Here is a 22219-nt window from a genome sequence, read left to right as displayed (position 1 = left end):
GCGCGATCGCCTATCTAGGGGTTGCCCTAAGCGTGATCGCCGATGCTCGAACCCGACCATGGGGAGGCGGGCGTGCAACCTGCGAGGCATGCGGCAACCGACGCGGCGGCGGTCGAGGCGTGGATCCTGCGGCACGTCGCGGAGAAGACCGGCACGGACAGCGTGGAGCCCGACGCGGTCCTCGCCGACCTCGGCCTGTCCTCCCGCGACGCCCTGGTGCTGCTCGGCGACCTGCAGGAGCACCTGGGGCGGCCGGTCGCGGCCACCGTGTTCTGGCAGTACCCGACGGCCCGGCAGCTGGCCCGGCACCTCACCGGCGCGGGTGAACCCGCGGTGAACCTGCCACGCCCGGCCGCCGCGGCCGACGGCGGGCCGATCGCCGTCATCGGCATGGGCTGCCGGTTCCCCGGCGCCGACGGCCCCGACGCGTTCTGGCGGCTGCTGGAGTCCGGCACCGACGCCGTCGGCGGTGACGTGCCCGGCCACCCGCCGCTCGGCCGGCCGCACGGGCTGCTCGCCGACGTCGACCAGTTCGACGCCGAGTTCTTCGCCATCTCCGGCAAGGAGGCCGGGCACGTCGACCCGCAGCACCGGCTGCTGCTCGAGGTCGCGTGGGAGACCCTCGAACACGCGGGCGTGCCGCCGGCGAGCCTGGCCGGCACCCGCACCGGCGTGTTCGTCGGCATCAGCGGCAGCGACTACGGCCGGCTCCTCGCCCGCGAGCCGCACCTGCACACCCCGCACTCCGGGACCGGGCAGGCGCTGAGCGTCGCGGCGAACCGCATCTCCTACGCCCTGGACCTCAAGGGCCCGAGCGTGGCCGTGGACACCGCCTGCTCCTCGTCGCTGGTGGCGCTGCACATGGCCTGCCGCAGCCTGCGCCTCGGCGAGTCCGACACCGCCCTCGCCGGCGGCGTGAACCTGCTGCTGGCCACCGACGGCACCGACGTCTTCGAGCAGGCCGGCATGATGGCCGCCGACGGCCGGTGCAAGACGTTCGACGCCGCCGCCGACGGCTACGTCCGCGCCGAGGGCTGCGGCCTGGTGCTGCTCAAGCGCCTCGACGCGGCCGTCCGCGACGGCGACCGGGTCCTCGCCGTCGTCCGCGGCTCCGCGGTCAACCAGGACGGGCGCAGCAACGGGCTCACCGCCCCGCACGGCGGCGCCCAGGAGGACGTGCTGCGCGACGCCCTGCACGACGCGGGCCTGGCACCCGCCGACGTCGACTACGTCGAGGCGCACGGCACCGGGACCCCCCTCGGCGACCCGATCGAGGCCGCCGCGCTCGCCGCCGTCCTCGGTGAGGGCCGGCCCGCGGGCGAGCCGCTGCTGCTCGGCTCGGTGAAGACGAACATCGGGCATGCCGAGGCCGCCGCCGGGATCGCCGGGGTGCTCAAGGTCGTGCTGATGCTCCAGCACGGGCACGTCCCGGCCCACCTGCACCTGCGGGACCGCAACCCGCGGATCCCCGCCGACGCGCCGCTGACCGTGCCGACCACCGGGCAGCCGTGGCGGCCGCGGCACGGCACGCTCACCGCCGGCGTCAGCTCCTTCGGCTTCGGCGGCACCAACGCCCACGTCATCGTCCAGGCCGCCCCGCCACCCACGAAGTCGTCCGCCGGTGGCAACGTCCGCTCCGCGCACCTGGTCACCGTCAGTGCGAAAAGCCCGGCGGCCCTGGCGGCGCTCGCGTCGCGCTACGCGGACCGGCTGGAACGCAAGCCGTCGCTCGCCGACCTCACCGCGTCCGTCCACACCGGACGGTCGCACTTCCGGCACCGGGCCGCGTTCGCCGCTCGTACCCGCGAAGAAGCCGCCGAACAGCTGCACCGCATCGGCACCGGGACGGCCCACCGGGGCCTGCACAGCGGTCTGCGCCCACCCGACGGTGCCGGGAGCGTCGCGTTCCTGTTCAGCGGGCAGGGGTCGCAGTACGCCGACATGGGCCGGCAGCTGTACGTGACGAACGCCCGCTTCCGCGACACCATCCTGCGATGTGACGAGGTCCTGCGGGACCTGATCGGCCGCAGCATCCAGACGGTCCTGTTCCCGCAGCCCGGCGAGCAGCACCTCCTCGACGAGACCCGCTACACGCAGCCCGCGCTGTTCTGCGTCGAGTACGCCCTCGCGCAGCTGTGGACCAGCTGGGGCGTGACCCCCGGTCACCTGCTCGGGCACAGCGTCGGCGAGCTGGTCGCCGCGTGCGTCGCCGGGGTCTTCGACCTCGAGGACGGGCTGCGCCTGGTCGCCGCGCGCGGCCGGCTCGTGCAGGAGTGCGCCGCGCCCGGCGCGATGCTGGCCGCGTTCACCGGCGAGGACACGGTCCGCGCCGCGCTCGCCGCCGTGGCCGACCCGAGCCTGGCGATCGCCGCCGTCAACGCCGACACCAATGTCACCGTCGCCGGAACCGCCGAAGCCGTCGCCGCCGTGGAGGCGCACCTGACCGCCGGTGGCGTGACGGTCCGGCCGGTGAAATCGGGCCTCGCGTTCCACTCGCCGATGATGGCCGCGGCCCGCGACGCCTTCGCCGAGGCCGCCGAGGCCGTCACCTACCGGGCGCCGCGGGTGCCGCTGGTCAGCGACCTCGACGGGCGGTACTTCGACGACACGCACCGCCCCGATGCCGGGTACTGGACCAGGCACCTCACCTCGACGATCCGCTACGCCGACGGCGTGCGCCGCATCGCCGAGGCCGGCTGCACCACGTTCGTCGAGGCCGGCCCGGGTCAGGTGCTGCTCGGCGCCGGTCGCCGGGTGGTGTCCGGGGCGCGGTGGGTGGCGTCGCTGCGCCCCGGCGCCGAGGACGGCGACGTGCTCACCGACTCGCTCGCTCAGCTGTACGCCGCCGGCCACGACCTCGACTGGGCCGGGATCCACGACGGCTTCCGCCGCCGGCGGGTCGACCTGCCCACCTACCCGTTCCAGCGCAGACGGTTCTGGCTGCCCACGGCGGCCGCACCGGCGGTGATCCCCATCCAGAGAGGGGCTGAGGAGCACGTGGCACAACCGACGTCGGCAGGAGCGGACGACCGTATCCTGGCGGAGCTGGGCCAGGTCGTGACGACACTGCTGGAGTCCGCCTCGCCGATCGACCCGGACATGTCGTTCCTGGAGCTCGGCGCGGACTCCATGACGCTGTTCCACACGATCCAGAGCATCCAGCGCACCTTCGAGGTGGTCATCCCGATCGGGCTGCTGTTCGAGGAGGTCAACACGCTGCGGCGGCTGGCGGGGTACATCGCGGACAGCGCCCCGGCCGCCGTGCTCGCCCTGCGCGAGCCGTCGCCGGCGCCCTTGCCGGTGGTCACGCCCGCGCCGGGGGCCGTGGCCGCTGCGGTGCCTTCGATGCCACTGCCGCCGCTAGTCCCGGGCACCGCCGGCGTCGTCGACCGCTTCCTCGACGTCCACGCGCAGGTGATGGACCAGGCGTTCGAGCTGCTGCGCCGCCGCCAGCCCGGTGGAGCCACGCCCGCGGCACCCGCCTCCTCCGCCCCGCCCGCGCCGGTCGCTGCGACCCCGGCCGCGGCCCCGGCGGTTCCGGCGCAGCGCACGGCGATCCCGGCCGCGCCGCAGGGGACGTTCGTCGCGTTCGGACCCCGCAGCGGCGGGAACCCGCGGAAGCTCACCGACGAGCAGCGGGCCTTCATCGCCGGCATCTCCCGCGCCTACTGCGCCCGCACCGCCGGGTCCCGCGCCCAGGCCGGCGCGGAGCGGCTGGGGCACGCCGACGTCCGGCACGCGCCGCAGCCGTACCTCAACCTCAAGGAGACCCGCTACCCGATCGTGGTGGCCAGGTCCCACGGCGCCAAGGTGTGGGACGTCGACGGCAACGAGTACATCGACCTCACCATGGGCTTCGGCGTCAACCTGTTCGGGCACAACGAGCCGTTCATCAACGAGGCGATCACCGCCCAGCTCGCCGACGGCATGCAGCTCGGCCCGCACTCGCCGCTGGTCCCGGAGATGACCGACCTCATCCGGCAGCTGACCGGGAAGGAACGCGTCGTCTACTGCAACACCGGCTCCGAGGCCGTGATGGTGGCGGTCCGGCTGGCCCGGGCGGTCACCGGACGGCACCGCATCGCCATGTTCGCCGGCGCGTACCACGGCACCGCCGACCCGATCCTGGCCCGCCAGGACATCGAGGGCTCCTCCGGCGAGTCGGTGCCGATGGCCCCGGGCATCCCGCCGGAGGTCAGCGCCAACGTGCTCGTCCTGCCCTACGGCGACCCGGCGTCGCTGCAGGTGCTGCGGGAGCGGGCGCACGAGCTCGCCGCCGTGATCGTCGAGCCGGTGCAGAGTCGCCGCCCCGACATCCAGCCCGTCGAGTTCCTGCGCGAGGTCCGCCGGATCACCGCCGGCGCGGGCACCCCGTTCATCTTCGACGAGGTCATCACCGGCTTCCGGATGCATCAGAACGGCGCCCAGGGCGTCTTCGGCATCACCGCCGACATCACCACCTACGGCAAGGTCCTCGGCGGTGGCATGCCGATCGGCGTCGTCGCCGGCGACGCGAAGTACCTCGACGCGATCGACGGCGGCGCGTGGGAGTTCGGCGACCAGCCGTACCCGCAGTCGGTCCGCACGTTCTTCTCCGGCACCTTCTGCAAGCACCCCCTGTCGCTGGCCGCCGGCCGGGCCGTCCTGCGCGAGCTGGTCCGCCGCGGCCCGGCGCTGCAGGAGCAGCTCAACGCCCGGACCGAGGCGTTCGGCGCGCAGCTGGACGCGATGTTCACCGCGGCGGACGTGCCGATCCGCGTCGCCCGCTTCGGTTCGCTGTTCCGGCTGCGGCTGGTCGAGGAGCCGGCCCAGTCCGAGCGGACCGAGATCTTCCACACCATGCTCGTGCACGACGGCCTGTACATCTGGGAGGGCCGCAACTGCTTCCTGTCCCTCGCCCACACCGACGACGACCTGGACCGGATCGTCGCGATCGTTGTCAAGGCCGCGGACGCGATGACCGCCAACGGGCTGTTCCCGGGCGCTCGGACGATCCTGGCCGGCGCGGTGGGGGAGCTGTGACCGCCGACCGGCACCCGCTGCACGTGCTGGAGGGCGTGCACACGCTCGGTGACCTGCTGCGCCACCACGCCGGGCGCACCCCGGACCGGCCCGCCTGCACGGAGCTGGACAGCCACGGCGTGGAGGTGGCCACCCTCACCTACGCGGAGCTGGACCGGCGGGTCCGGGACACCGCGGCGCTGCTGCAGCAGACCACGGCACCCGGGGACCGGGCGATGCTGATGCTGCCCAACGGCATCGACTTCGTCGTCGCGTTCTTCGCCTGCGCGTACGCGGGGATCGTCGCGGTGCCGTCACCGTCGCCGGACGCGATCCACGGCGGGAAGCGGACCCTCGGCCGGCTCGACGGGATCGTCAAGGACGCCGACCCGGCCGTCGTGCTCACCACCGCCCAGCACGCCGAGTCGTCGCTCGTCGCGGACCTCGGCGGCGTCGAGCCGATCGTCGTCGCCGACGTGCCGGCGGGCCTCGCCGGGCTGTGGCGCGACCCGGGGGTGCGGCCGGAGGACCCTGCGTTCCTGCAGTACACGTCCGGCTCCACCAGTGCGCCGAAGGGCGTCGTGCTGTCCCACGGCAACGTGCTCGCCAACGCCGCCGCCATCGCCGTCCTCACCGACGCCGCGAACTGCCCGCCGGGCGAGCACTGCGTGGTGAGCTGGCTGCCGATCTTCCACGACATGGGCCTCGCGCAGATGCTCGGCGCGCTGTACCCCGCGGGCCGGGTCGTGCTGCTGCCGCCGATGGCGTTGCTGATGCGCCCGTTCGTCTGGCTCGACGCGGTCAGCCGCTACCGTGCCTGGGTCTCCTCCGCCCCGAACTTCGCCTACGAGCTGTGCGTCGCGAAGGTCACCGACGAGCAGAAGGCGCGGCTCGACCTGAGCGGCTGGAAGATCGCGCTCAACGGGGCCGAACCGGTGCGGTACAGCACCCTGACGAAGTTCATGGACGCGTTCGCCGGCGCCGGGTTCAGCCCCGAGACGCTGCGGCCCTGCTACGGCCTGGCCGAGGCGGTCGTCTACATCAGCGGCGCCCGCTCGCCCGGCGACGCCCGCTGCGTCGACCTCGACGCCGCGGCACTGGAGGAGCGCGGCGCGCTCGTCGCGGCGCGGGCGGGCCACCCGGCACGGCAGATCGTCGCGTGCGGCCGTATCCCCGCCAACCTCGACGTGCGGATCGTCGCCGCCGGGGTACCGGCGAGCGACGACCGGGTGGGCGAGATCTGGGTCGCCGGGGACAGCGTCTCCAGCGGCTACTGGCGGCAGCCGGAGGCGACCGCGGCCCGCTTCGGCGGCCGGCTCGCGGACCGGCCCGACGCCGCCTACCTACAGACCGGTGACCTCGGCTTCATCGCTGACGGGCAGCTGTTCGTGCTCGGTCGCATCGACGACCTGATCATCGTCGACGGCCGCAACCACTATCCGACCGACATCGAACGCACCGTCAGCGCCGCCCACCCGGCGATCGCGGCGGACGGCGTGGCGGCGTTCCCGTCCGGTGACGACGGGCAGCTCGGCATCGTCGCCGAGACCGCCCGTCAGGTCCGCGTCTCCCGGGACGCCGACGGCGCCGGCGTCCCCTACGAGGAGGTCGTCGCCGCGGTCCGCCGGGCCGTGTCGGACGAGCATCAGCTGCACGTCGCGTCGGTGACGCTGCTGCGCCCCGGCGGCCTGCCCCGCACCACCAGCGGCAAGGTCCAGCGCAAGCGGAGCCGGGACCTGCTGCCCGACGGCGGAGCCAAGGCGTGGTGACCGGTAGCGTGCTGGCGATGCGCACCTTGTTCGACACGCCCTCCACGTACACGCTCGACGCGGCCTCCTCGGCGGGCCCGGTGCCACCGGTGCAGGCGGTACTGTTCGACTTCGCCAACACGATCTTCCACATGATCGACGCCTCGCGGTGGCTCCAGCTGATCGCCGCGGACACCGGCCGGGCCGGCGAGCTCGACGACCCGGCCGCGCTCGCCGCGGTCCTCGCCGACCTCACCACCGCCTACCAGCTGCCCGACGTCCTCGCCGTGCAGACCGGCCGCGACCTGTCCGCCGACCGGCACCGCGACGCGATGCTCGCCTGGTTCGCCGCCGTGCCGTTCCTGCGGGGCCACGAGCCGGCCGCGCACGCCAGGATGATCCACACGGAGTCGTGGGTGCCGTATCAGGACACCGAAGCGGTGCTGCAAGGCCTTCAGGCACGTGGCGTGCGGGTCGGGGTGGTCAGCGACATTGCCTGGGACATCCGCGCGCATGTCCGGCATTTCGGTCTCGCCGACCTCATCGACACCTACGCGCTGTCGTACGAGGCCGGCCGCGAGAAGCCGGACCCGGAGCTGTTCCGCAAGGCGTGCGCCGACCTGGGCGCCGACCCGCGGGCGACGCTCATGGTCGGCGACAACCCGGTCCGCGACGGCGGCGCGTCGGCCGCCGGGCTGCGCTGCTACATCCTGCCGGCCGAGCACCGCACCGGCGACCGCGGGCTGGCCCCGGTCCTCGACCTCGTCCCGGCCGTCCGATGAACCCGGCAGCGCCGACCGGGCCGACCGATCCGTCCGGGCTGACCGATCCGCCCGGACTGACCGGGCCGGCCGGGCCGGACCGGCCGGCGCTGCCCGGACTGCCCGGCTTCCAGCGGGTCCTGATCGTCACCGCGGTCGAGCCGGAACGCGCCGCCGTCCTCACCGGCCTCGGCCTCACCCCGCCCGCCGATGGCCTCGCGCCGGCTCCCGACGACGGCGCTCCCGCCGCGGCCGGTCGCGTCGACCCCGCCTCGGTGATGGTCGTCGCCGGTGGGGTCGGGCCCGCCGACGCGGCCGCCGCCACCGCGAGGCTGCTGACCCGGGCCGAGTGCGAGGGCCGGCCGTTCGACGCCGTGCTGTCCGCCGGGATCGGCGGCGCGTTCCCGGGCCGGGCCGGCATCGGCGGCCTGGTCCTGGGCCACCTCAGCGCGGCGGGCGACCTCGGCGCCGAGGACGGTGACGACTTCATCGACCTGGAACGCCTCGGCTTCGGCCGCAGCCGCCACGCCGCCGACCCGCTGCTGCTGCGCCGCCTGCGGCAGGCTCTGCCCGCGGCGGCCGTCGGCGCGGTGGTGACCGTCAGCACCGCCACCGGGTCGGCCGCGAGGACCGAGGCGCTGCGCCGGCGGGTACACGACGCGGCGGCGGAAGGCATGGAAGGCTTCGGCGTGGCGGCCGCCGCCGCGGTCGCGGGAACGCCGTTCGGCGAGCTGCGGGCCGTCTCCAACGAGGTCGGCCCCCGCGACCGGTCGGCCTGGCGGATCCCGCAGGCCCTCGGCGCGCTCCGCGACGCGTTCGCGGTCCTGGCGGCACCGGCGGGCGGCTGAAGCCCGGTCGCTGTCGTCGTTACACGCGGCTGCTCGCTGGGTACCCCGTCCGGCATCGAGACGAGCCGGGGAGTGGCGCATGACCGACGAGGTGCATCTGCAGATGTCGCTGGACCTGCCCCGGGAGTCCGAGCGGGTGGGACAGACCCGCCGGATGCTCGACGGTGCCCTCGCCGGGGCGGGCGTCGAGGAGGACTGCCGTGACGACATCCGCATCGCGCTGACCGAGGCGTGCACCAACGTCATCGAGCACGCCGCGCTCGCCGCCACGTATCACGTCGACGTCACCGTCGAGGGCGACCGGTGCGTGATCGAGGTGACGGACGACGGCGGCGGGTTCGACCCGTCGAGGGTCCGGCCCGGCGACCTGATGGACGACTCCGGACGAGGGCTGCAGATGGTCGCGGCCGTGGTGGACGGCCTGGACGTCGTGTCCGTCGACGGCACCGGCACGATGCTGCGGTTCACGAAGCAGCTGACCTGGCGCCGCTGAACCCCTGGCCGGGCAGCGCTCAGAAATGCCCGCCGAAGTGCCCACCGGTCACGTGGCCACCGGCGCCCATGCTGCTGGGCCACGTGGTGGCGTGCACCGACGCCGGCCGGGTCCGCGGCGGCGGCTCGGGCGGCCACGGATCGGGGCGCCCGGCCCGCTCGGCGACGCTGCGGAAGTGTTCGCGGTCGTACCAGTACCGCCGCTCGGTGAGGACGGCACGCAGCTTCGTGCCGTCGGGGTCCTCGCGGTCGTACCGCTCGAACTGCCCGGTGAGGAACAGCAGCGGGAGCACCGCCCGGTCGTCGTCCTCGGGCAGGTAGCCCGCGTCGACGACGGCCGCGACCGCCTCCGGCTCGAGCTTGACCGCGCGGGCGACGAGCGCCCGGCGCATCCACCGGCGCCGCAGGTCCTCGACCGAGGGCCTGCCGAGCGGCTCGAGGGTGCGCAGCGACCGGCGTACGGCCGCGACCATGTCGTCCGGGAGGTCCGTGCCGAGCGCGGACAGGACCCGGCCGATGATGTCGTCCGCCTCGAGGCCCGTCCCGCGGGCGGCGCACGCCAGCTGCAGGACCCGCGCGTCGGAGTCGGCCTCGCGGTAGGCGTCGAACTGGCGGGTGAGCAGGAGCAGCAGCGGCGTCCAGGCGGGGTCGGCGGGCCGGTGACCGGCGTCGCGGACCGCGCCGACGGCCTGGGCCTCACCGAGGATGGCCCGCTCGCACAGAACCGCGACGCCCGCCTCGGCCCGCATGTCCCGCAGCGCCCGCTGGCACAGGTCGTGGACGGTGCCGGGCAGCCAGAAGCCGAGGTACTCCAGCAGCCTGCCGGCCAGCGCGCCCTGGTCGTACGCCCGCAGCAGCCCGGGCCGGTCCTTCAGCATCACGAGCAGGGCCAGGTCGATGTCGCCCGGGTCCGAGGGTAGCCGGGGGAGGTTCGGGTTGGCGGAGACGATCCTCAGCAGCGGGCCGGGCTCGCCGCCGGACCACAGGTCGCACCGGGTCTCGGCGCCGTCCGGTGCGCCGCCCAGGTAGGTCGGGCCCGGTTTCGCCCGCGGCCGGAACGCCACCTCGAGGGCGTCGAGCAGCCCGGGCTGGTCGGTGGCGGACAGCAGCTCCGTCAGCCGCTGCCGGATCCTCGCGTCGGGGAAGTGCAGGGCGGCGTCGACGAGCAGCTGCACGTGCGGATCGCCCAGGTACACGCCGGACGGCGGCACGGTGGCGGTCCGCGGCAGGCAGGCGGTCAGCCGGACCCGCGGCAGGTACGGCGACGTCGGGTCAGGCTCGAGCAGGAACTCCAGCACCGGCGCGACCCGCTCCGGCCGCTCGTGGTTGCCGAACCTGAAGGACGCCCCGGTGAGCAGGAACCACGCGCCGCGCCACACCTGCTCGCGCTCGTCCCCGCCGGCGGCCCACCACCGCTCGACCCGGTCACGTGCGCGTGCGTTGCCCTCGTACACCGCGGCCGCGAGGACGTCCTGCGCACGCTGCGGTGTACGCCATCGACGGAACAGCATCCATCTATTCTCGCACCGCCGGCATCGTTCGTGTCGAAACGACTGCCGGTGATCGGGCCGGGTCGTACCCCGGGGCAGAATTCGGTGAACGTCGAACGGGTACGGTTCGGGTGGCCTTTTTCAGGTTCACACCGGGAGACGTTCGCTTTGACCGAGGCAATGTCACCGCGTTGGCAGGAGGCCGACGCGGCGGTGGAGTCGCTCGTCGGCGCGCTCCTCGCGGAGGCTGCCCGGACCGCGGGCCGCGGCACCCGGGTGCGCCCCGGCGGCCGGAAGAGCACCCGCCACCACATCGCCGAGGTCATCCGCGCCCACGAGCTCGCCCCGGGTCTGCGGGTGGACCGCAACATGGTCGCCGCCCTGTTCATCGGCCACCGCGACCTCGTGTCCAACCCGGTGCTGGTGGTCGCCGTCGCGCGGGCGTGCAGCCTCATCGCGGGCCGGAAGCTGACCGCGAAGAAGGTCGCCCGCCTGCGCACCGCCAGTCTCCGCGTCGCGAAGCTGATCGCCCGGGCCGACGCCGACACCTACCGCGTCCCAGCCCCGCGCCCTGCGCCCTTGCCCGAGCCGTTGCCCGAGCCCTTGGCGGATCCAGTGCTCGACGAGCCTGTGCCGGTCGGTCCGAAGCGGTCCGCCGCCCCCACGCGACGGGATGCCGCCCGGGTCGCGGACCGTCAACGCCGCCGCCGCCAACGCCAGCAACTGCGCAGTCGCCGTCGCGCCCGTCGCCGGGCCATCAAGGTGCTCCTGCTGATCGCGGTCCTCCTCGTCGTCACCGGACTGCTCACCCTCGGCCGATGAGTTCCACGGCGCTCCGTCGTACCAACACCGAGACGACGAAAAGGAGCGGACCATGATGGTCGAGGTCAACGGGGTCGAGCTGTGCGTGGAGACGCTCGGCGACGCGGGTGCCCCGCCGGTACTGCTGATCGGCATCACCATGCTGACCTGGCCGGACGAGCTGTGCGCGGCACTGTCCGAGCGGCACCACGTGGTGCGGTACGACCTGCGCGACACCGGCCGGTCCACCTGCGCGGACCCGGATGCGCCCGGATACGACCTGCGCGACCTGGTGACCGACGCGTCGGAGCTGCTGGCCGCCCTGAACCTGGCGCCGGCGCATGTGGCCGGCCTGGGGGCGGGCGGCTTCATCGCGCAGCTACTGGCGCTCGACCACCCCGACCAGGTCGCGAAGCTGACGCTGGTCTCCACCCGCCCTGTCGCACCCGGCCCGGTCGACCCCGACCTGCCCGACCACGACCCTGCGACGATGGCGCAGCTGTTCAGCCGCCCCGAGCCCGACTGGACCGACCGCGACAGCGTCGTCACCTTCATGGCGGAGTCCGCGCGGCTGCTGCTGGGCTCGCGAGGGTACGACGAGCAGGACGCGCGGACCACCGCGGGCCAGGTCTTCGACCGGGCAGGCCACACCGCAGCCGCACAACGCGCAAGCCACCTCGGCACCACGTTCGCGGCGATCGACTGCACACCGCGCTGGCGGGAGCGACTCGGCGAGATCACCGCCCCGACCCTGGTGATCCACGGTGACGAGGACCCGTTCTTTCCCCACGGCAACGGCGTAGCCCTGGCCAACGAGATCCCGGGCGCCACCCTGCTCACCCTGCCGGGCATCGGCCAGGGCCTGCCACGCCCGACATGGCCCGCCGTCGGCGACGCCTTTGCTGGGGGTCAAGGGGTCGTGGGTTCGAATCCCGCCGTCCCGACATCGCGAAAGGCCAGCTCAGCTGGCCTTTTTTGTTGACCGCAGTCAATGTCTGCGTCGCGTCATGACACTTGGTTTTGCACGTACGCGCGTACTGTTTCGGCGAAGCTGCTGCTGGATGGCCTGTTGATCTCGTTCGGGCACGTTAGCGCACGGGTCTGCGCCGACCAGTCTAAGTGCCGTGATGATCGGGCCAAATGCAGATTGAGCAGGACTTTTAGGGTTTGTCCTATCAACGTTCATCTGGGAAGCGGCCCCTTTACGGCAACGGGTCGCTTCGAGTCCACTGTGGATAGTCACGACACATCTGTGACACGTACGCCCATACGGTGATCTTCCGTGAGCGCTTCTGGCGTTCGCCACGACGTGATCTGGCTGCGGCTCTGGTCGCGACGTTGTTGCAGGCCGTGGCGAGGGCTTCTCGGCACCTGTGCTGTCCGTCAGGATGGCAGCATGATCGCCGCCGCTGCCGATGCGCTTTCAGCGTCGCCTGCTGACCGCTCGGAGGTGGATGGTCCGAGCTGGTGTGAGCCGGGGCTAACGGCCCGGTCGGGGCGGTATCCACTTGCTGTCGAGGCGCCGGTGATGGCGGCCGTTGACATGCTCATGCCGGGTGTGTCGACGGTGACCCGCTATGCCCGCTATTACAGCCTCTACTGGGCTGTGGCCGCGCATGCCGAGGTGAGCGGCCTGGACCGTGAAGGGTGCCGCAGGCTGGTTCGTCGGGCCGAAGTCGGGATGGCAGTCGTCTCGAAGGAATATGACGATGCCGATCACGCGCTCGGGTTGACGCACGGTGTGGATGCGCTGGCCAGGCTGCACCCGCCGCCGGGCGGCGAGTTCGAGGTGGCCGACGGTGCCGGCGCGCGGTCGTACTCGCCGCGGTCGTGGGGGTTCTGGTCGCAGTACAACGGGCCGAGCGTCGCGCTGGGCACAGTCGAGATGGACGGCGGCGCGCTGCGCCCCGGTCGGCATCGCTGCCCGGCGCAGGTGCTGGCTATGTACGCGCCGCTATTCGACGCCTGCGAGCGGGGACAGGGGATCTCCCTGCCGTCTGCGGAGTTGGAGGCGTTGCGGCTGCAGCAGGTGCAGACGCCCGACCTCGAAGCCTTGCGCGGGGTGTTTACGGCAACGGTCCAGGGCCAGCACGACCCGTCGGCGTGGAGCGGCGACGACCGCACCCGGCGGGCCACCCTGCGGGTGCTGGCGCGCTGCTGGCAGCTGCACCCCCAGGCGAAGACATGGCTGGAAGCCTTCGTTGCCGGGGTAGCGTACGGGCCGGCGGCGCGCGACGACTCGGTGCTGGGCGGGGAGGAGCGGACGGCGGCGTGGCGGGGTGTGGTGCTGCGGCACCACTCGGTCGGTGCGTGGCGGCGTCTGTGGGCGGACCTCGTCGCGGCGGTTGGCAGCGGTGGCGCGTCCCGGCGCCAGTTGCACGAGTGGATCAGCGACCGGCTGCCAGGCGGTACCGTCGACGGCTTCGCTGAGGACCTGCCGCCGACCGATCTGGACGGTGACCCATTTCCGGCGGAGGACCTGCTCCGGCGAGCAGACATGGGTACGGCGACGGACGTCGCGGTGCTGCTGCTCGGTGCTCGCCGTCTGAACACGCTGACCGGCCTCGCTCGGCGCGGCTTCGCCGGGCAGCGGCAGACCTATCTGGATCCGAATTGGGTGGCCAACCTGCATCGAGAGTTCACCGGTCGCCCACTCGCGGAGTTGGGCCGTCGGTTGGTCGACGACATGTTGGCGCAGTCGCGTCGGGTGGCACTGCGGAAAGTGACAGTCGGCCCAGACGGCACCTTCGCGGTGTTCAGCCGGTTGCATGAGCGCAACGGCATGTACTTCGCGGACTCCGCAGAGGGCCGGGACAACATCGGTCTGCGCATCCCGCAACTGGCTGGTATCGCAACGCAGGTCGGGCTGCTCACCGCAGATCCCGCTCAGCCGGTGACCGGCCATGGGCGCGAGCTGCTGGAGTTGCCGGGATGAGCGAGGTGACGAGTGCGGTCCGGTCGCCGTTGACGCTGCTGGAGCGGTGGCGTGACCGGGTCGACCGGGCCCCGCTGCGCGAGATGCTCATCATCGGGTACACCGTCGACCTCGGCTTCCTGGAGAAGTTCGCTATCCCGACCGCTCGCGGTCTCGGTGCGCGTACCACGGTCCTCGGCGACGCTGGCCAGGCGGTGCACGACCCGGTGGACGTGCGGCGGGCGGGCCTGGCGTATCAGCACGGCCACGCGGTCTGCGACCGGGCCTTTCACCCCAAGCTGGTCGTGCTCACCGGCGACAACGACGCCGTCCTGGCCGTCGGGTCGGGCAATCCAACCATGTCCGGCTGGGGACACAACCACGAGCTGTGGGTGACGGCCCGAGGCTCCCGCCAGACCGGACCCCAGGTCATGATCGACGTGGCGGAATGGCTGCACGACCTGCCGACCGTCGTGCCGGTGGCCAGCTGGATCGCGGACACGCTGCGCCACGTCGCGGACCAGATCCGGCCATCATCGGCCGACGAGCGGTGGTCATCGTTCCGGGCGTTCGGCAACCTGCACCAGCCGCTGCTGCAACGCATTCCCGGCGGGCCGGTCGACGAGCTCCGGCTCGCTGCGCCGTTCTACGACCAGAAAGCCGATGCGGTGCGGGCGCTGATACAGCGGACCGGACCGCGGACTGTGCGGATCGCGGTGCAGCCCTCCGTCGCCCAGTTCAACGGCGACGCCCTCGTGCGAGCCGCCGTGTCCACGGAACGTCACGAGTTCCGGCTCATCGGGCGAGGGCGCGCCCGGCACGGCAAGCTGATCGAATGGGACGCCGCCGGCGCTACCGCGGGTATGACCGGCAGCGCGAACATCACCGCTTCAGCCCTGCTGATGAGCACCGTCCAGGGCGGCAACTGCGAACTCGCGGTCGTTGCGCCCCAGGCGACGCCGCTGCTGCCCGACGGCGATCCGCACCCCGACACCGAGCTCCGAACTATGGCGTCGGTGCAGCCCGAGCCGTCAGAGATGTCGGGTCCGGTGCCCGTGCTGCTCGGCTGCGCGCTCGTCGACGGCACACTTCTTGTCGAGCTGGCCGTCGTTCTTGAACAGCGGGTCGTGATCGAAACCTCGCCATCGGCTGCTCCTGGGACGTGGCAGGAGGTGGGCGCGGTACCCCACGGGCAGCGCACAGCCCGGTTCCTGGCCCTGGAGGTGACCGGCGGCGCGGTCCGCGCGTTCGTCGATGTCGATGGTGAGCGGCGTGAGTCGGCGGTCGTGTTCGTTACCGACGCGGTTCGCTGCCGGCCCCGTCGCGACACCGCAGATGTACCGCGGCTGACGCACACGTACCAGCCCGACGAGCTCTTCACCGACCCGTCGATCGCCCAACGGTTCACCACGGACTTCGCCCGGCTCGTGGAGCTGGCCGCGCCAACACCTGCCTCCCCGGGACATGACCGACCAGGGCGTGCAGACGCACCGCCCGCAGACCGGTGGGCCGACTACCTGGAGGAATGCGACCGTCGGCTCGGACCAGCCCTGTCAGGGCTGATCTTCCCGCGTCAGGCAACCACACAGCACACACCGGCTGCCGGTTGGTCCATCGATGACATTGACGAGGGCGAGGTCACCGAGGGCGAGGACGAGTCGGTGCTCGACGACCTCGACGAGGACGCGGCCGCCCGCCAGACTCCCGCCGTGCGTCCCGACGAACGCCGCCGATATCGGCGCTTCGCCGCTCAGTGGGCAGCGTCGGTGACCGGGCCGCGCAGCCGGGAGGCCGACCGGTCGACGTTGCCGGCCGCCGACCTACGCATGACGGTCGTTGCGTTGTACCTGACGCTGCTTGCTGCAGGAGTCTGGCGGGAGGAGGAGCACGAGGACTGGCGCCGCGACCTGCGCTGGCTCATCTGGTCGCTCGTCCCCGACGACCAGATCCTCGACGAGCTGCCCGCGGAGGCATTCGAGCACCTCTACGCGCTGCTCGCGGTCGCGATGGCCACCCTGCGGCACAACACCGCGCTGCACGGAGGCCGGACCGGCGACGTGTTCGCCACCGAGGCGTGGCGCGACGCCGCCGAGTGGGTTGCCGAGGCGGACATCCAGCTGGCCGAGCAACGCCTCTTCCCAGCTACCCAGCCCTTCGCCGTCCTCGCCAACGCCCGCGGCCTCTGGGACACCGTGCTCCTGGCACGCAGCACCAAGCAGGACCCGCATGCCGAGGCCCGCACCACCCTCGCCGACGCCGGTATCTCCGTCCGTCTGGACGGCAATGTGTGGTGGGTGGAAGGCGACGGCAGTGCCTACCGCAACGCCGCCCGCGCTGTGACCGAGCTCAGCCGGGCCTCTGGCCACGCCGCCGCTGTCGCGCGCAACAAGCGGCACACTGTGCTGATCGCCGTCGCCGGCAACACGATGGTGCTGGCCGACTCCCAGGCGCGCGTCTGGCGACTATACGAACTGTCCGGCACCAGGACGCCGCTGTCCCTTACAGCCGGTAACCCGGCAGCACCGCCCGGCGGGCGAACGACACCGCTCGCCGCCGTCGCCCCCATCGAGGTGCAACGCCTGAGCGAGCTGGCAGGCGTCGACCTTCCGGCCGTCGTGCGGCGCATCTGGACGCTGTCTCTGTAATCGTCCACCAACCGGCTCGTTGTCTTCTCCGCTAGCCGCATGTCCGTCAGAGAGGGGTTGTGTGCCCTGAACGAAGCGAATGCGGACAGGAGGTCCGAGCCCCGGCTGCCCGTTTCGGGTGTCCGCTCAGACCGGGGCAGACTCACAGTGAGCGGGCATGACTTGCCGCAACGGATCCCGCATGCGCGCGAGGTGAGGGGCATCATGTGGATATGAGACGAGCATTCCGAGTTGCTGCAGCGGCCGTCCTGTTCGTCGCCGGTGTGGTCGGGACGGTAGCCGCAGGCAGATTCCTGCTCGATGAAGGACTTGACCGTGCCGAGAAATGGATCTCGATCGCTGGCGTGTGCGCGTCCTTGGTTGTCAGCGCAGCAGGCTTGCTCCTCGCGTGGAATACGTGGCGGGTAGCCCGCGCAACCGGCCGAACGACTCCGGCAGTGACCGCGGGCGGTGCTGGAGCCGTGGGAATCGGCGGAACCAGCGGCGCCGAGATCCGCACGAATGTGTCGGGCGTCGTGCCGCCGGCGTCCATTCCCCCTGGGGGCCACGGTGTCCACGCGGGTGGGGCCGGGTCGGTTGCCGTCGGCGGTGACAGCACCGCGCCGATCACCACCAGAGTCACCGGTCCGAGGTCTCGGCCGCAGCCATGATCTTCCGACAACGGAACAAGGGCTCAGCTAGCGCGGCGGTTGTCCCCGCAATGGCATCCGCGCCGGGTTCAGTTGCCGTCGGAGGTGACGTTAACGCGCCTGTCACGACCACGGTCGTGCTGGGCGGTGGAGATCCGGGCCTCTGGCTGGAAGCGGACCAGTTCTTCGACTCGTACCAGGGCACTGGCCTGTACTCGCACAATTGGCCTCTGTTGGGTCGCGACGTGGAGCTGCGCGATCTGGTCGACTGGCTCAACAGGGGCCCGCGACCGGTGGCACTGCTGAGCGGACGCGGGGGGATCGGCAAGTCGCGCCTGCTACGCGCCTTCGCCGAAGCTGCAGCGGCTGAGCACGGCTACCTGGTGCGTTTCCTTGACCGAGAGGCCTCGGTTCGGCCAGCCGACATCGAGGTCTTGCCCGCATCAGACCGCACGCTAGTGATTGTGGACGACGCGCACGAGTCAACGAGTGTCGCCAACACGATCGCGGGCATTCTCCGTGTCCGACCAGGGACAAGGATCCTGCTGTCGGCCCGCCCATACGGCCTTGTGTATCTACACAGAAACCTGCGCACGGCTGGCCTGCACCCGACCGAGGTGCCGCACTGGCAATTGCCGGACCTGACGGGCACGGCAGCAACCGACTTGGCCGAGGTCGTGCTCGGTGAAGGACACGACCCAGACGTGGCGCGCCGGCTCGCGGCCATCGGCCGCGACTGTCCGCTCCTTATCGTGGTGGGCGGCAGCCTAATCCGTACCGGCAATCTCGACGCTGCCCGCGTGGGCACCGATGACCTGCTGCGCGACGAGGTGATGGACAGGTTCGCTACGGTCCTCACCAGCGACCCGGCAGGTGAGTCCGGCCTCCGGCGCGAAGTGCTGCATGCCGTGGCGGCCCTGCAGCCGTTCCGACTGAACCAGCAGGAGTTTCGATCCGCGGTCGAAGCCGTCACCAGCCGGCCATTCGACCAGGTCATGTTCCAGATCCGCGGTCTCGAAAGTGCTGGCGTGCTGCTGCGCCGCGGTGATGCAGTACGAATCGTGCCGGACCTGCTTGGCGACGCCGTACTCACTCAAGCGATCGCCGACGTCCGCTCCGGCTCCGGCATCGGCTACCTCGAGCGGCTCCTGCCTGCCACCAGCGGTGACGCTCTCCTACATTTGGTACTCAACGCCAGCCGGGTCGACTGGAACGTCCGCACCAGGGCATCAGAACCGCGGCCGTCGCTGGTGGACGCCCTGTGGGACGCGCTGGTTATACATTACGAAGTGGCTGAATATCAGGAGCAGCTGGCAATCCTCCGGCGGCTGCAACACGTCACCTTCTACCGGCCGTCCGCGCTGTGGAACATCAGCCGTCTCGCGTACAGCAGTGCCATGGCAGCGGGTGAGGGATCGGCGGCCCGAGCCAAGATCCTGGACATGCTGCCGCCAGTCCTGGAGAGATCCGCACTGGACTTTGACCGCTTCGATGACTCCGTCGACCTGCTTTGGACCCTGGCCCAACAACGCGGCAAGGCCGATCAGAACGACTTCGACCACCCCATCCACGTCCTGCGGGAACTTGCCGCATTCAAACCGTGGAAGCCAGTGTCGTTCAACATGCTGGTCGTTGGGGCGGTGAAGCGATGGATCGGTGCCAGTGGGCCGAGCCGGCCGGCCGTCTCACCGCTGGAAGTCCTGCAGCCGTTGCTGGCAACGGACAGCACCGAACAAGAGTCCGACGGGCTCACCATAATTCTGAAGCAGTACCTACTGGACCCGACGGTCGTGGAGCCGGTCCGTCGGAAGGCCGTCGACGTCCTCAGGGATGAACTGAGCTCGTCAGATCGTTGGCGGGCGACTCGTGCGGCGGAAAGCCTACACAAGGCACTTGTCTACCCCCACCTCAAGTTCGGACGCAGTGTTCCTCCAGATCAGCGAGAGCGGTGGACCCCGGATTTCGTCGAGACGCTGGGCCAGATCCGCGACGTGATCCGTACTCGACCAGTCGATCCTGTCGTCGCCATCGGTCTGCGGCGCAGTCTGCAATGGCATGCCCGCTTCGCCGCCGGCCCTACCAAGGTCGCCGCACAAGAAGTCCTCGCCGCCGTACCGGACACCGTCGAGTACGACATGGCAGTCGCCCTCCACGACGGCTGGGCTCGCCTCACTGACGACGTGGAAGACTTCCGCGAGGCGCAGCGGGCACAAGGTGAAAAGCTCGACGCTCTCAGCAGGCGAGTGTTGGAGACCTGGTCGAGCACCGCATTGCTCGAGCAGCTGGCCCGATGTATACAAGCGGAGCAAGATGCCGCGCTGACCGGCAACCGGAATCCAGACCTCTTCGCCTCCGTCCTCCTGCGGCATCAGCCGTCGCTCGCCCAGGAACTGGCAGCGACAGTGCTTCATGAACCAGACGGGACGCTGGCGATCCTGCTGCCGTGCGCGGTGGCTGAACTGGTGCGCAGCGACGCCGACGCGGGCTGGGATGTCGTCAACACGCTCATTGACCGTGACCGCCTCCGTTTAACGCGGCTTACCGCGGCAGGTGTCGGCCGGTACCGTGGTGAGGAGGGACCGATGCACGTCAAAGAACAGCCGACCCTCCGACGGCTGTTGCATCACGAGGACGAGAACATCCGATGCTATGCACTGGACGCAGTCCGCTGGATCGGGCGGTACGACCGGGCCGGCGCAGCAGATCTCGCGCTGTCGGTGTCGTTCACGCAATCGTCGACGGTCGCCCGTGAAGTGTTCGCCGCCTTCGGCGAGCACGGCTACCTGTCATACGACGACCTCGGCGAAGCGAACCGTGAACAACTCATCGACGGGCTCGCTGATCTCGCTCACCTGGACGACTACGAGGTTCAGAATTTCCTTGCCCGCACCTGTGTAGGGCACCCCGAGAGAGTGTTGGAATTGCTGAAGCGTCGCACGGCAGTAGAACGGGACGCGCCAACCGCCGGGTACCGTGCCTTGCCCTTCCACTGGGATCATGCTCTCCCGTTCCGGGAGACGACCCGCTTCGCGGAATTTCTGAACGAAACCCTCGAGTGGATCGCTGAGGGCATCGACCGCAACGGCAGTCTTGACCGGGCCGACGTGTTCGCTGCAGTGGCTGGAACGTTCGATGACGACGTCCTGAACGTGCTGGACCGAGCCATGGCGACTGGCACGGTGCAGCAAATCAGGGCCGTAGGGCTCGTGCTGTCGTACGCGCACCGCACTCTCGTCTGGGACAACCCTGACTTCGTCATCCGGGTCCTCCGAGCGGCCGAACCGCACGGTGAATCTTGCCAACGCACCGTCCGGCACGGGCTCGGCCGCTCCGTGGTCCGCGGCGGGTGGGGTGGCAAGGTCGGCGAACCGTTTCCTCAGGACATTGAGCAGCGGAACCGGAGCGCGGCCGTCGCAGCCACGCTGAGCGCGGGCTCGCCGGAGCGAGCGTTCTACGACGACCTCGCAGCGACGGCTGAAGCAGCCATTCGCTCGGAGATCGACCACGACCGGGAGTACTCCGGAAGCCGAGACTGGTAGGACGCCCGACCAATCCGATGTAGCGGTTGCCACTGTTGACGGCCACGGTGATCCGCCGGCGCGGGGCGGCGCCGTACCGTCGGATCGACGCGGCGCGTCCGAGCGTCGGCTGCCCCCCGCCGCCGGACCGGTGCGCTGCCGGGGCGTCGGTGACCGCCCAGGTCACAGCTGTGAGTTCCCCCGTTCGGTGATGACGGACAGAATGGACAACTGCATGCGTTCGGACGAGATGACCGAGGCCCGAAACCGATGGATCGACGGGGTTTCCCGCGAGGTCGTAAACGCCCTGTGGCCGGGTGACGCCGACCGCCTCCAACTCGCCGCCGAACTGGACGATCCGCTGTGGCGGGCGATGACCCTGGCGCACATCGCGATGCGCGACCTGCTCGCGTACTCAATGACGGGCACAGCGGAGCTGCTCAGCGCGTCAGGCCTGGTAGGCGGGCTGCCCGAGGGTGTGGTCGAACACCTTGTCGAACCCGTGGTCAGGCGGGTCCGCGTCCAAGGCGTTCCCGGCCCACGATGGTGGGACGTCAGAGGGTTGCACGTGCTGATGTTGGAGCTGTGGACCGCTCGGCGATCGGTGCGGGTGCCACAGGATCAGGTCGTCGCCGAGCTGCGGCGGTACTGGGCCCCGTCGAGCCCAGAGGTGATCGCCAGTCTGCTCGCGGTTGCCGACGACCCGTACGCGCAGCTGCCGGCGTCGTTGTGCGCCGCCGCGGATGCGGTGCCCGCCACCGGCGACAGAGCCGATCTGCGGCAGCTGCAGCGGATGATCACCGCCTACCGGGCGGGCGGCGGTGAAGCGGCGGCGTGGCTGGATGCGCTGTCGACCGTGTTGGCCGGACTCACGGTCGTCGAGCAGGCGCTGCTCGCCGCTGACGCGGTTGTCGACTACCACGACGGGTGTCTTGCTGCCTTTGCCGGCATGTACCACTACGAGCACGTCGGCAGGGACGCGCTTCCCGGCAGCCAGGACGAGTATCCGCGCCCAGCGCCCCAATGGGCGCAGGACCAGGTCATCAACGGTGGCGCCCGGTGCTGGCATGGGCATGCCGGGCCGCTGCCGCTGTGGTTCGCCACGACCGAGAACGACGAACACGACCGGCTCGCGGCGCCGTTGCTGCGGGACGGCCGCGTCCGTCTAGCCCGAGTGTCCTGGATAAGCTGATCATGACAAGCGTTCGGGCTGGTCAGCACTGGTTTAGCAGGGCCAGAAGCGTATGACCTAAGCTTAGGCGGCGTCTCGCCGAAGCCGAGCCTGCCGCGCACGGGGCCGAACTAGCCACGGCCTTAGCCAATTTGAGCGGTCAGCGTGCCCTGAACGGCGATGATGGTGGCGCCATCGACG

General features: G+C 71.3%; 12 protein-coding genes. 11 read left to right on the top strand and 1 reads right to left on the bottom strand.

All coding sequences use genetic code 11. The features are described 5' to 3' along the window. The first annotated feature begins 72 nt into the window (after positions 1 to 72). The 5 genes from ABZS58_RS39125 (at position 73) to ABZS58_RS39105 (ending at position 8851) form a co-directional block, all read left to right on the top strand. Complete coding sequence (locus tag ABZS58_RS39125) at positions 73 to 5022, top strand: aminotransferase class III-fold pyridoxal phosphate-dependent enzyme (RefSeq protein WP_354788628.1); 4950 nt, start codon at positions 73 to 75, stop codon at positions 5020 to 5022. Then, the gene (locus tag ABZS58_RS39120; RefSeq protein WP_354788626.1) at positions 5019 to 6770 is read left to right on the top strand and encodes a fatty acyl-AMP ligase; all 1752 of its coding nucleotides are present in this window, start codon (positions 5019 to 5021) and stop codon (positions 6768 to 6770) included. Before ABZS58_RS39125 ends, ABZS58_RS39120 begins: the two co-directional genes overlap by 4 nt. 17 nt (positions 6771 to 6787) lie before the next feature. Then, on the top strand, positions 6788 to 7531 hold the full coding sequence (locus ABZS58_RS39115) for an HAD family hydrolase (RefSeq protein WP_354788625.1): 744 nt from the start codon (positions 6788 to 6790) through the stop codon (positions 7529 to 7531). Continuing rightward, positions 7528 to 8358, top strand: coding sequence for a futalosine hydrolase (locus tag ABZS58_RS39110; protein ID WP_354788624.1), 831 nt, complete (start codon positions 7528 to 7530; stop codon positions 8356 to 8358). Before ABZS58_RS39115 ends, ABZS58_RS39110 begins: the two co-directional genes overlap by 4 nt. Positions 8359 to 8437: 79 nt before the next feature. Next, on the top strand, positions 8438 to 8851 hold the full coding sequence (locus tag ABZS58_RS39105) for an ATP-binding protein (protein ID WP_354788623.1): 414 nt from the start codon (positions 8438 to 8440) through the stop codon (positions 8849 to 8851). 19 nt (positions 8852 to 8870) lie between these two features. On the opposite strand, the gene ABZS58_RS39100 is transcribed toward ABZS58_RS39105, so the two are convergent. Next, on the bottom strand, positions 8871 to 10361 hold the full coding sequence (locus ABZS58_RS39100) for a hypothetical protein (RefSeq protein WP_354788622.1): 1491 nt from the start codon (positions 10359 to 10361) through the stop codon (positions 8871 to 8873). 159 nt (positions 10362 to 10520) lie between these two features. Between ABZS58_RS39100 and ABZS58_RS39095 the strand changes: the two genes are divergently transcribed. The 6 genes from ABZS58_RS39095 to ABZS58_RS39070 all read left to right on the top strand — a co-directional run bounded on the left by ABZS58_RS39095 (position 10521) and on the right by ABZS58_RS39070 (position 22039). Next, positions 10521 to 11162: a hypothetical protein gene (locus tag ABZS58_RS39095; RefSeq protein ID WP_354788621.1), complete on the top strand. Its 642-nt coding sequence runs from the start codon at positions 10521 to 10523 to the stop codon at positions 11160 to 11162. Between the two features lie 52 nt (positions 11163 to 11214). Further along, the gene (locus tag ABZS58_RS39090) at positions 11215 to 12123 is read left to right on the top strand and encodes an alpha/beta hydrolase (RefSeq protein ID WP_354788619.1); all 909 of its coding nucleotides are present in this window, start codon (positions 11215 to 11217) and stop codon (positions 12121 to 12123) included. A gap of 414 nt (positions 12124 to 12537) precedes the next feature. Next, a complete protein-coding gene (locus tag ABZS58_RS39085; RefSeq protein WP_354788618.1) occupies positions 12538 to 14076 on the top strand; it encodes a hypothetical protein in 1539 nt (512 codons plus the stop codon). Beyond that, positions 14073 to 16700 (top strand): hypothetical protein, encoded by a 2628-nt coding sequence (locus ABZS58_RS39080; RefSeq protein WP_354788616.1) that lies wholly within the window; start codon positions 14073 to 14075, stop codon positions 16698 to 16700. The genes ABZS58_RS39085 and ABZS58_RS39080 overlap by 4 nt, the downstream gene beginning before the upstream one ends. A gap of 766 nt (positions 16701 to 17466) precedes the next feature. Then, positions 17467 to 20868 (top strand): AAA family ATPase, encoded by a 3402-nt coding sequence (locus tag ABZS58_RS39075; RefSeq protein WP_354788615.1) that lies wholly within the window; start codon positions 17467 to 17469, stop codon positions 20866 to 20868. A gap of 214 nt (positions 20869 to 21082) precedes the next feature. Then, positions 21083 to 22039: a hypothetical protein gene (locus ABZS58_RS39070; protein WP_354788613.1), complete on the top strand. Its 957-nt coding sequence runs from the start codon at positions 21083 to 21085 to the stop codon at positions 22037 to 22039. Positions 22040 to 22219 lie beyond the last annotated feature (180 nt).

Source organism: Dactylosporangium sp. NPDC005555 (genome assembly GCF_040605635.1).
Classification (GTDB): Bacteria; Actinomycetota; Actinomycetes; order Mycobacteriales; family Micromonosporaceae; genus Dactylosporangium.
The sequence above is the reverse complement of the archived record's forward strand: the minus strand, read 5'-3'. Positions and strand labels throughout refer to the sequence as shown.

What these genes read in the sequence shown, in the direction of transcription:
- ABZS58_RS39115 (WP_354788625.1), top strand. Translation starts at nt 6,788, where the DNA reads ATGCGCACCTTGTTCGACACGCCCTCCACGTACACGCTCGACGCGGCC.
- ABZS58_RS39110 (WP_354788624.1), top strand. Translation starts at nt 7,528, where the DNA reads ATGAACCCGGCAGCGCCGACCGGGCCGACCGATCCGTCCGGGCTGACC.
- ABZS58_RS39105 (WP_354788623.1), top strand. Translation starts at nt 8,438, where the DNA reads ATGACCGACGAGGTGCATCTGCAGATGTCGCTGGACCTGCCCCGGGAG.
- ABZS58_RS39100 (WP_354788622.1), bottom strand. Translation starts at nt 10,361, where the DNA reads ATGCTGTTCCGTCGATGGCGTACACCGCAGCGTGCGCAGGACGTCCTC.
- ABZS58_RS39095 (WP_354788621.1), top strand. Translation starts at nt 10,521, where the DNA reads ATGTCACCGCGTTGGCAGGAGGCCGACGCGGCGGTGGAGTCGCTCGTC.
- ABZS58_RS39090 (WP_354788619.1), top strand. Translation starts at nt 11,215, where the DNA reads ATGATGGTCGAGGTCAACGGGGTCGAGCTGTGCGTGGAGACGCTCGGC.
- ABZS58_RS39085 (WP_354788618.1), top strand. Translation starts at nt 12,538, where the DNA reads ATGATCGCCGCCGCTGCCGATGCGCTTTCAGCGTCGCCTGCTGACCGC.
- ABZS58_RS39080 (WP_354788616.1), top strand. Translation starts at nt 14,073, where the DNA reads ATGAGCGAGGTGACGAGTGCGGTCCGGTCGCCGTTGACGCTGCTGGAG.
- ABZS58_RS39070 (WP_354788613.1), top strand. Translation starts at nt 21,083, where the DNA reads ATGCGTTCGGACGAGATGACCGAGGCCCGAAACCGATGGATCGACGGG.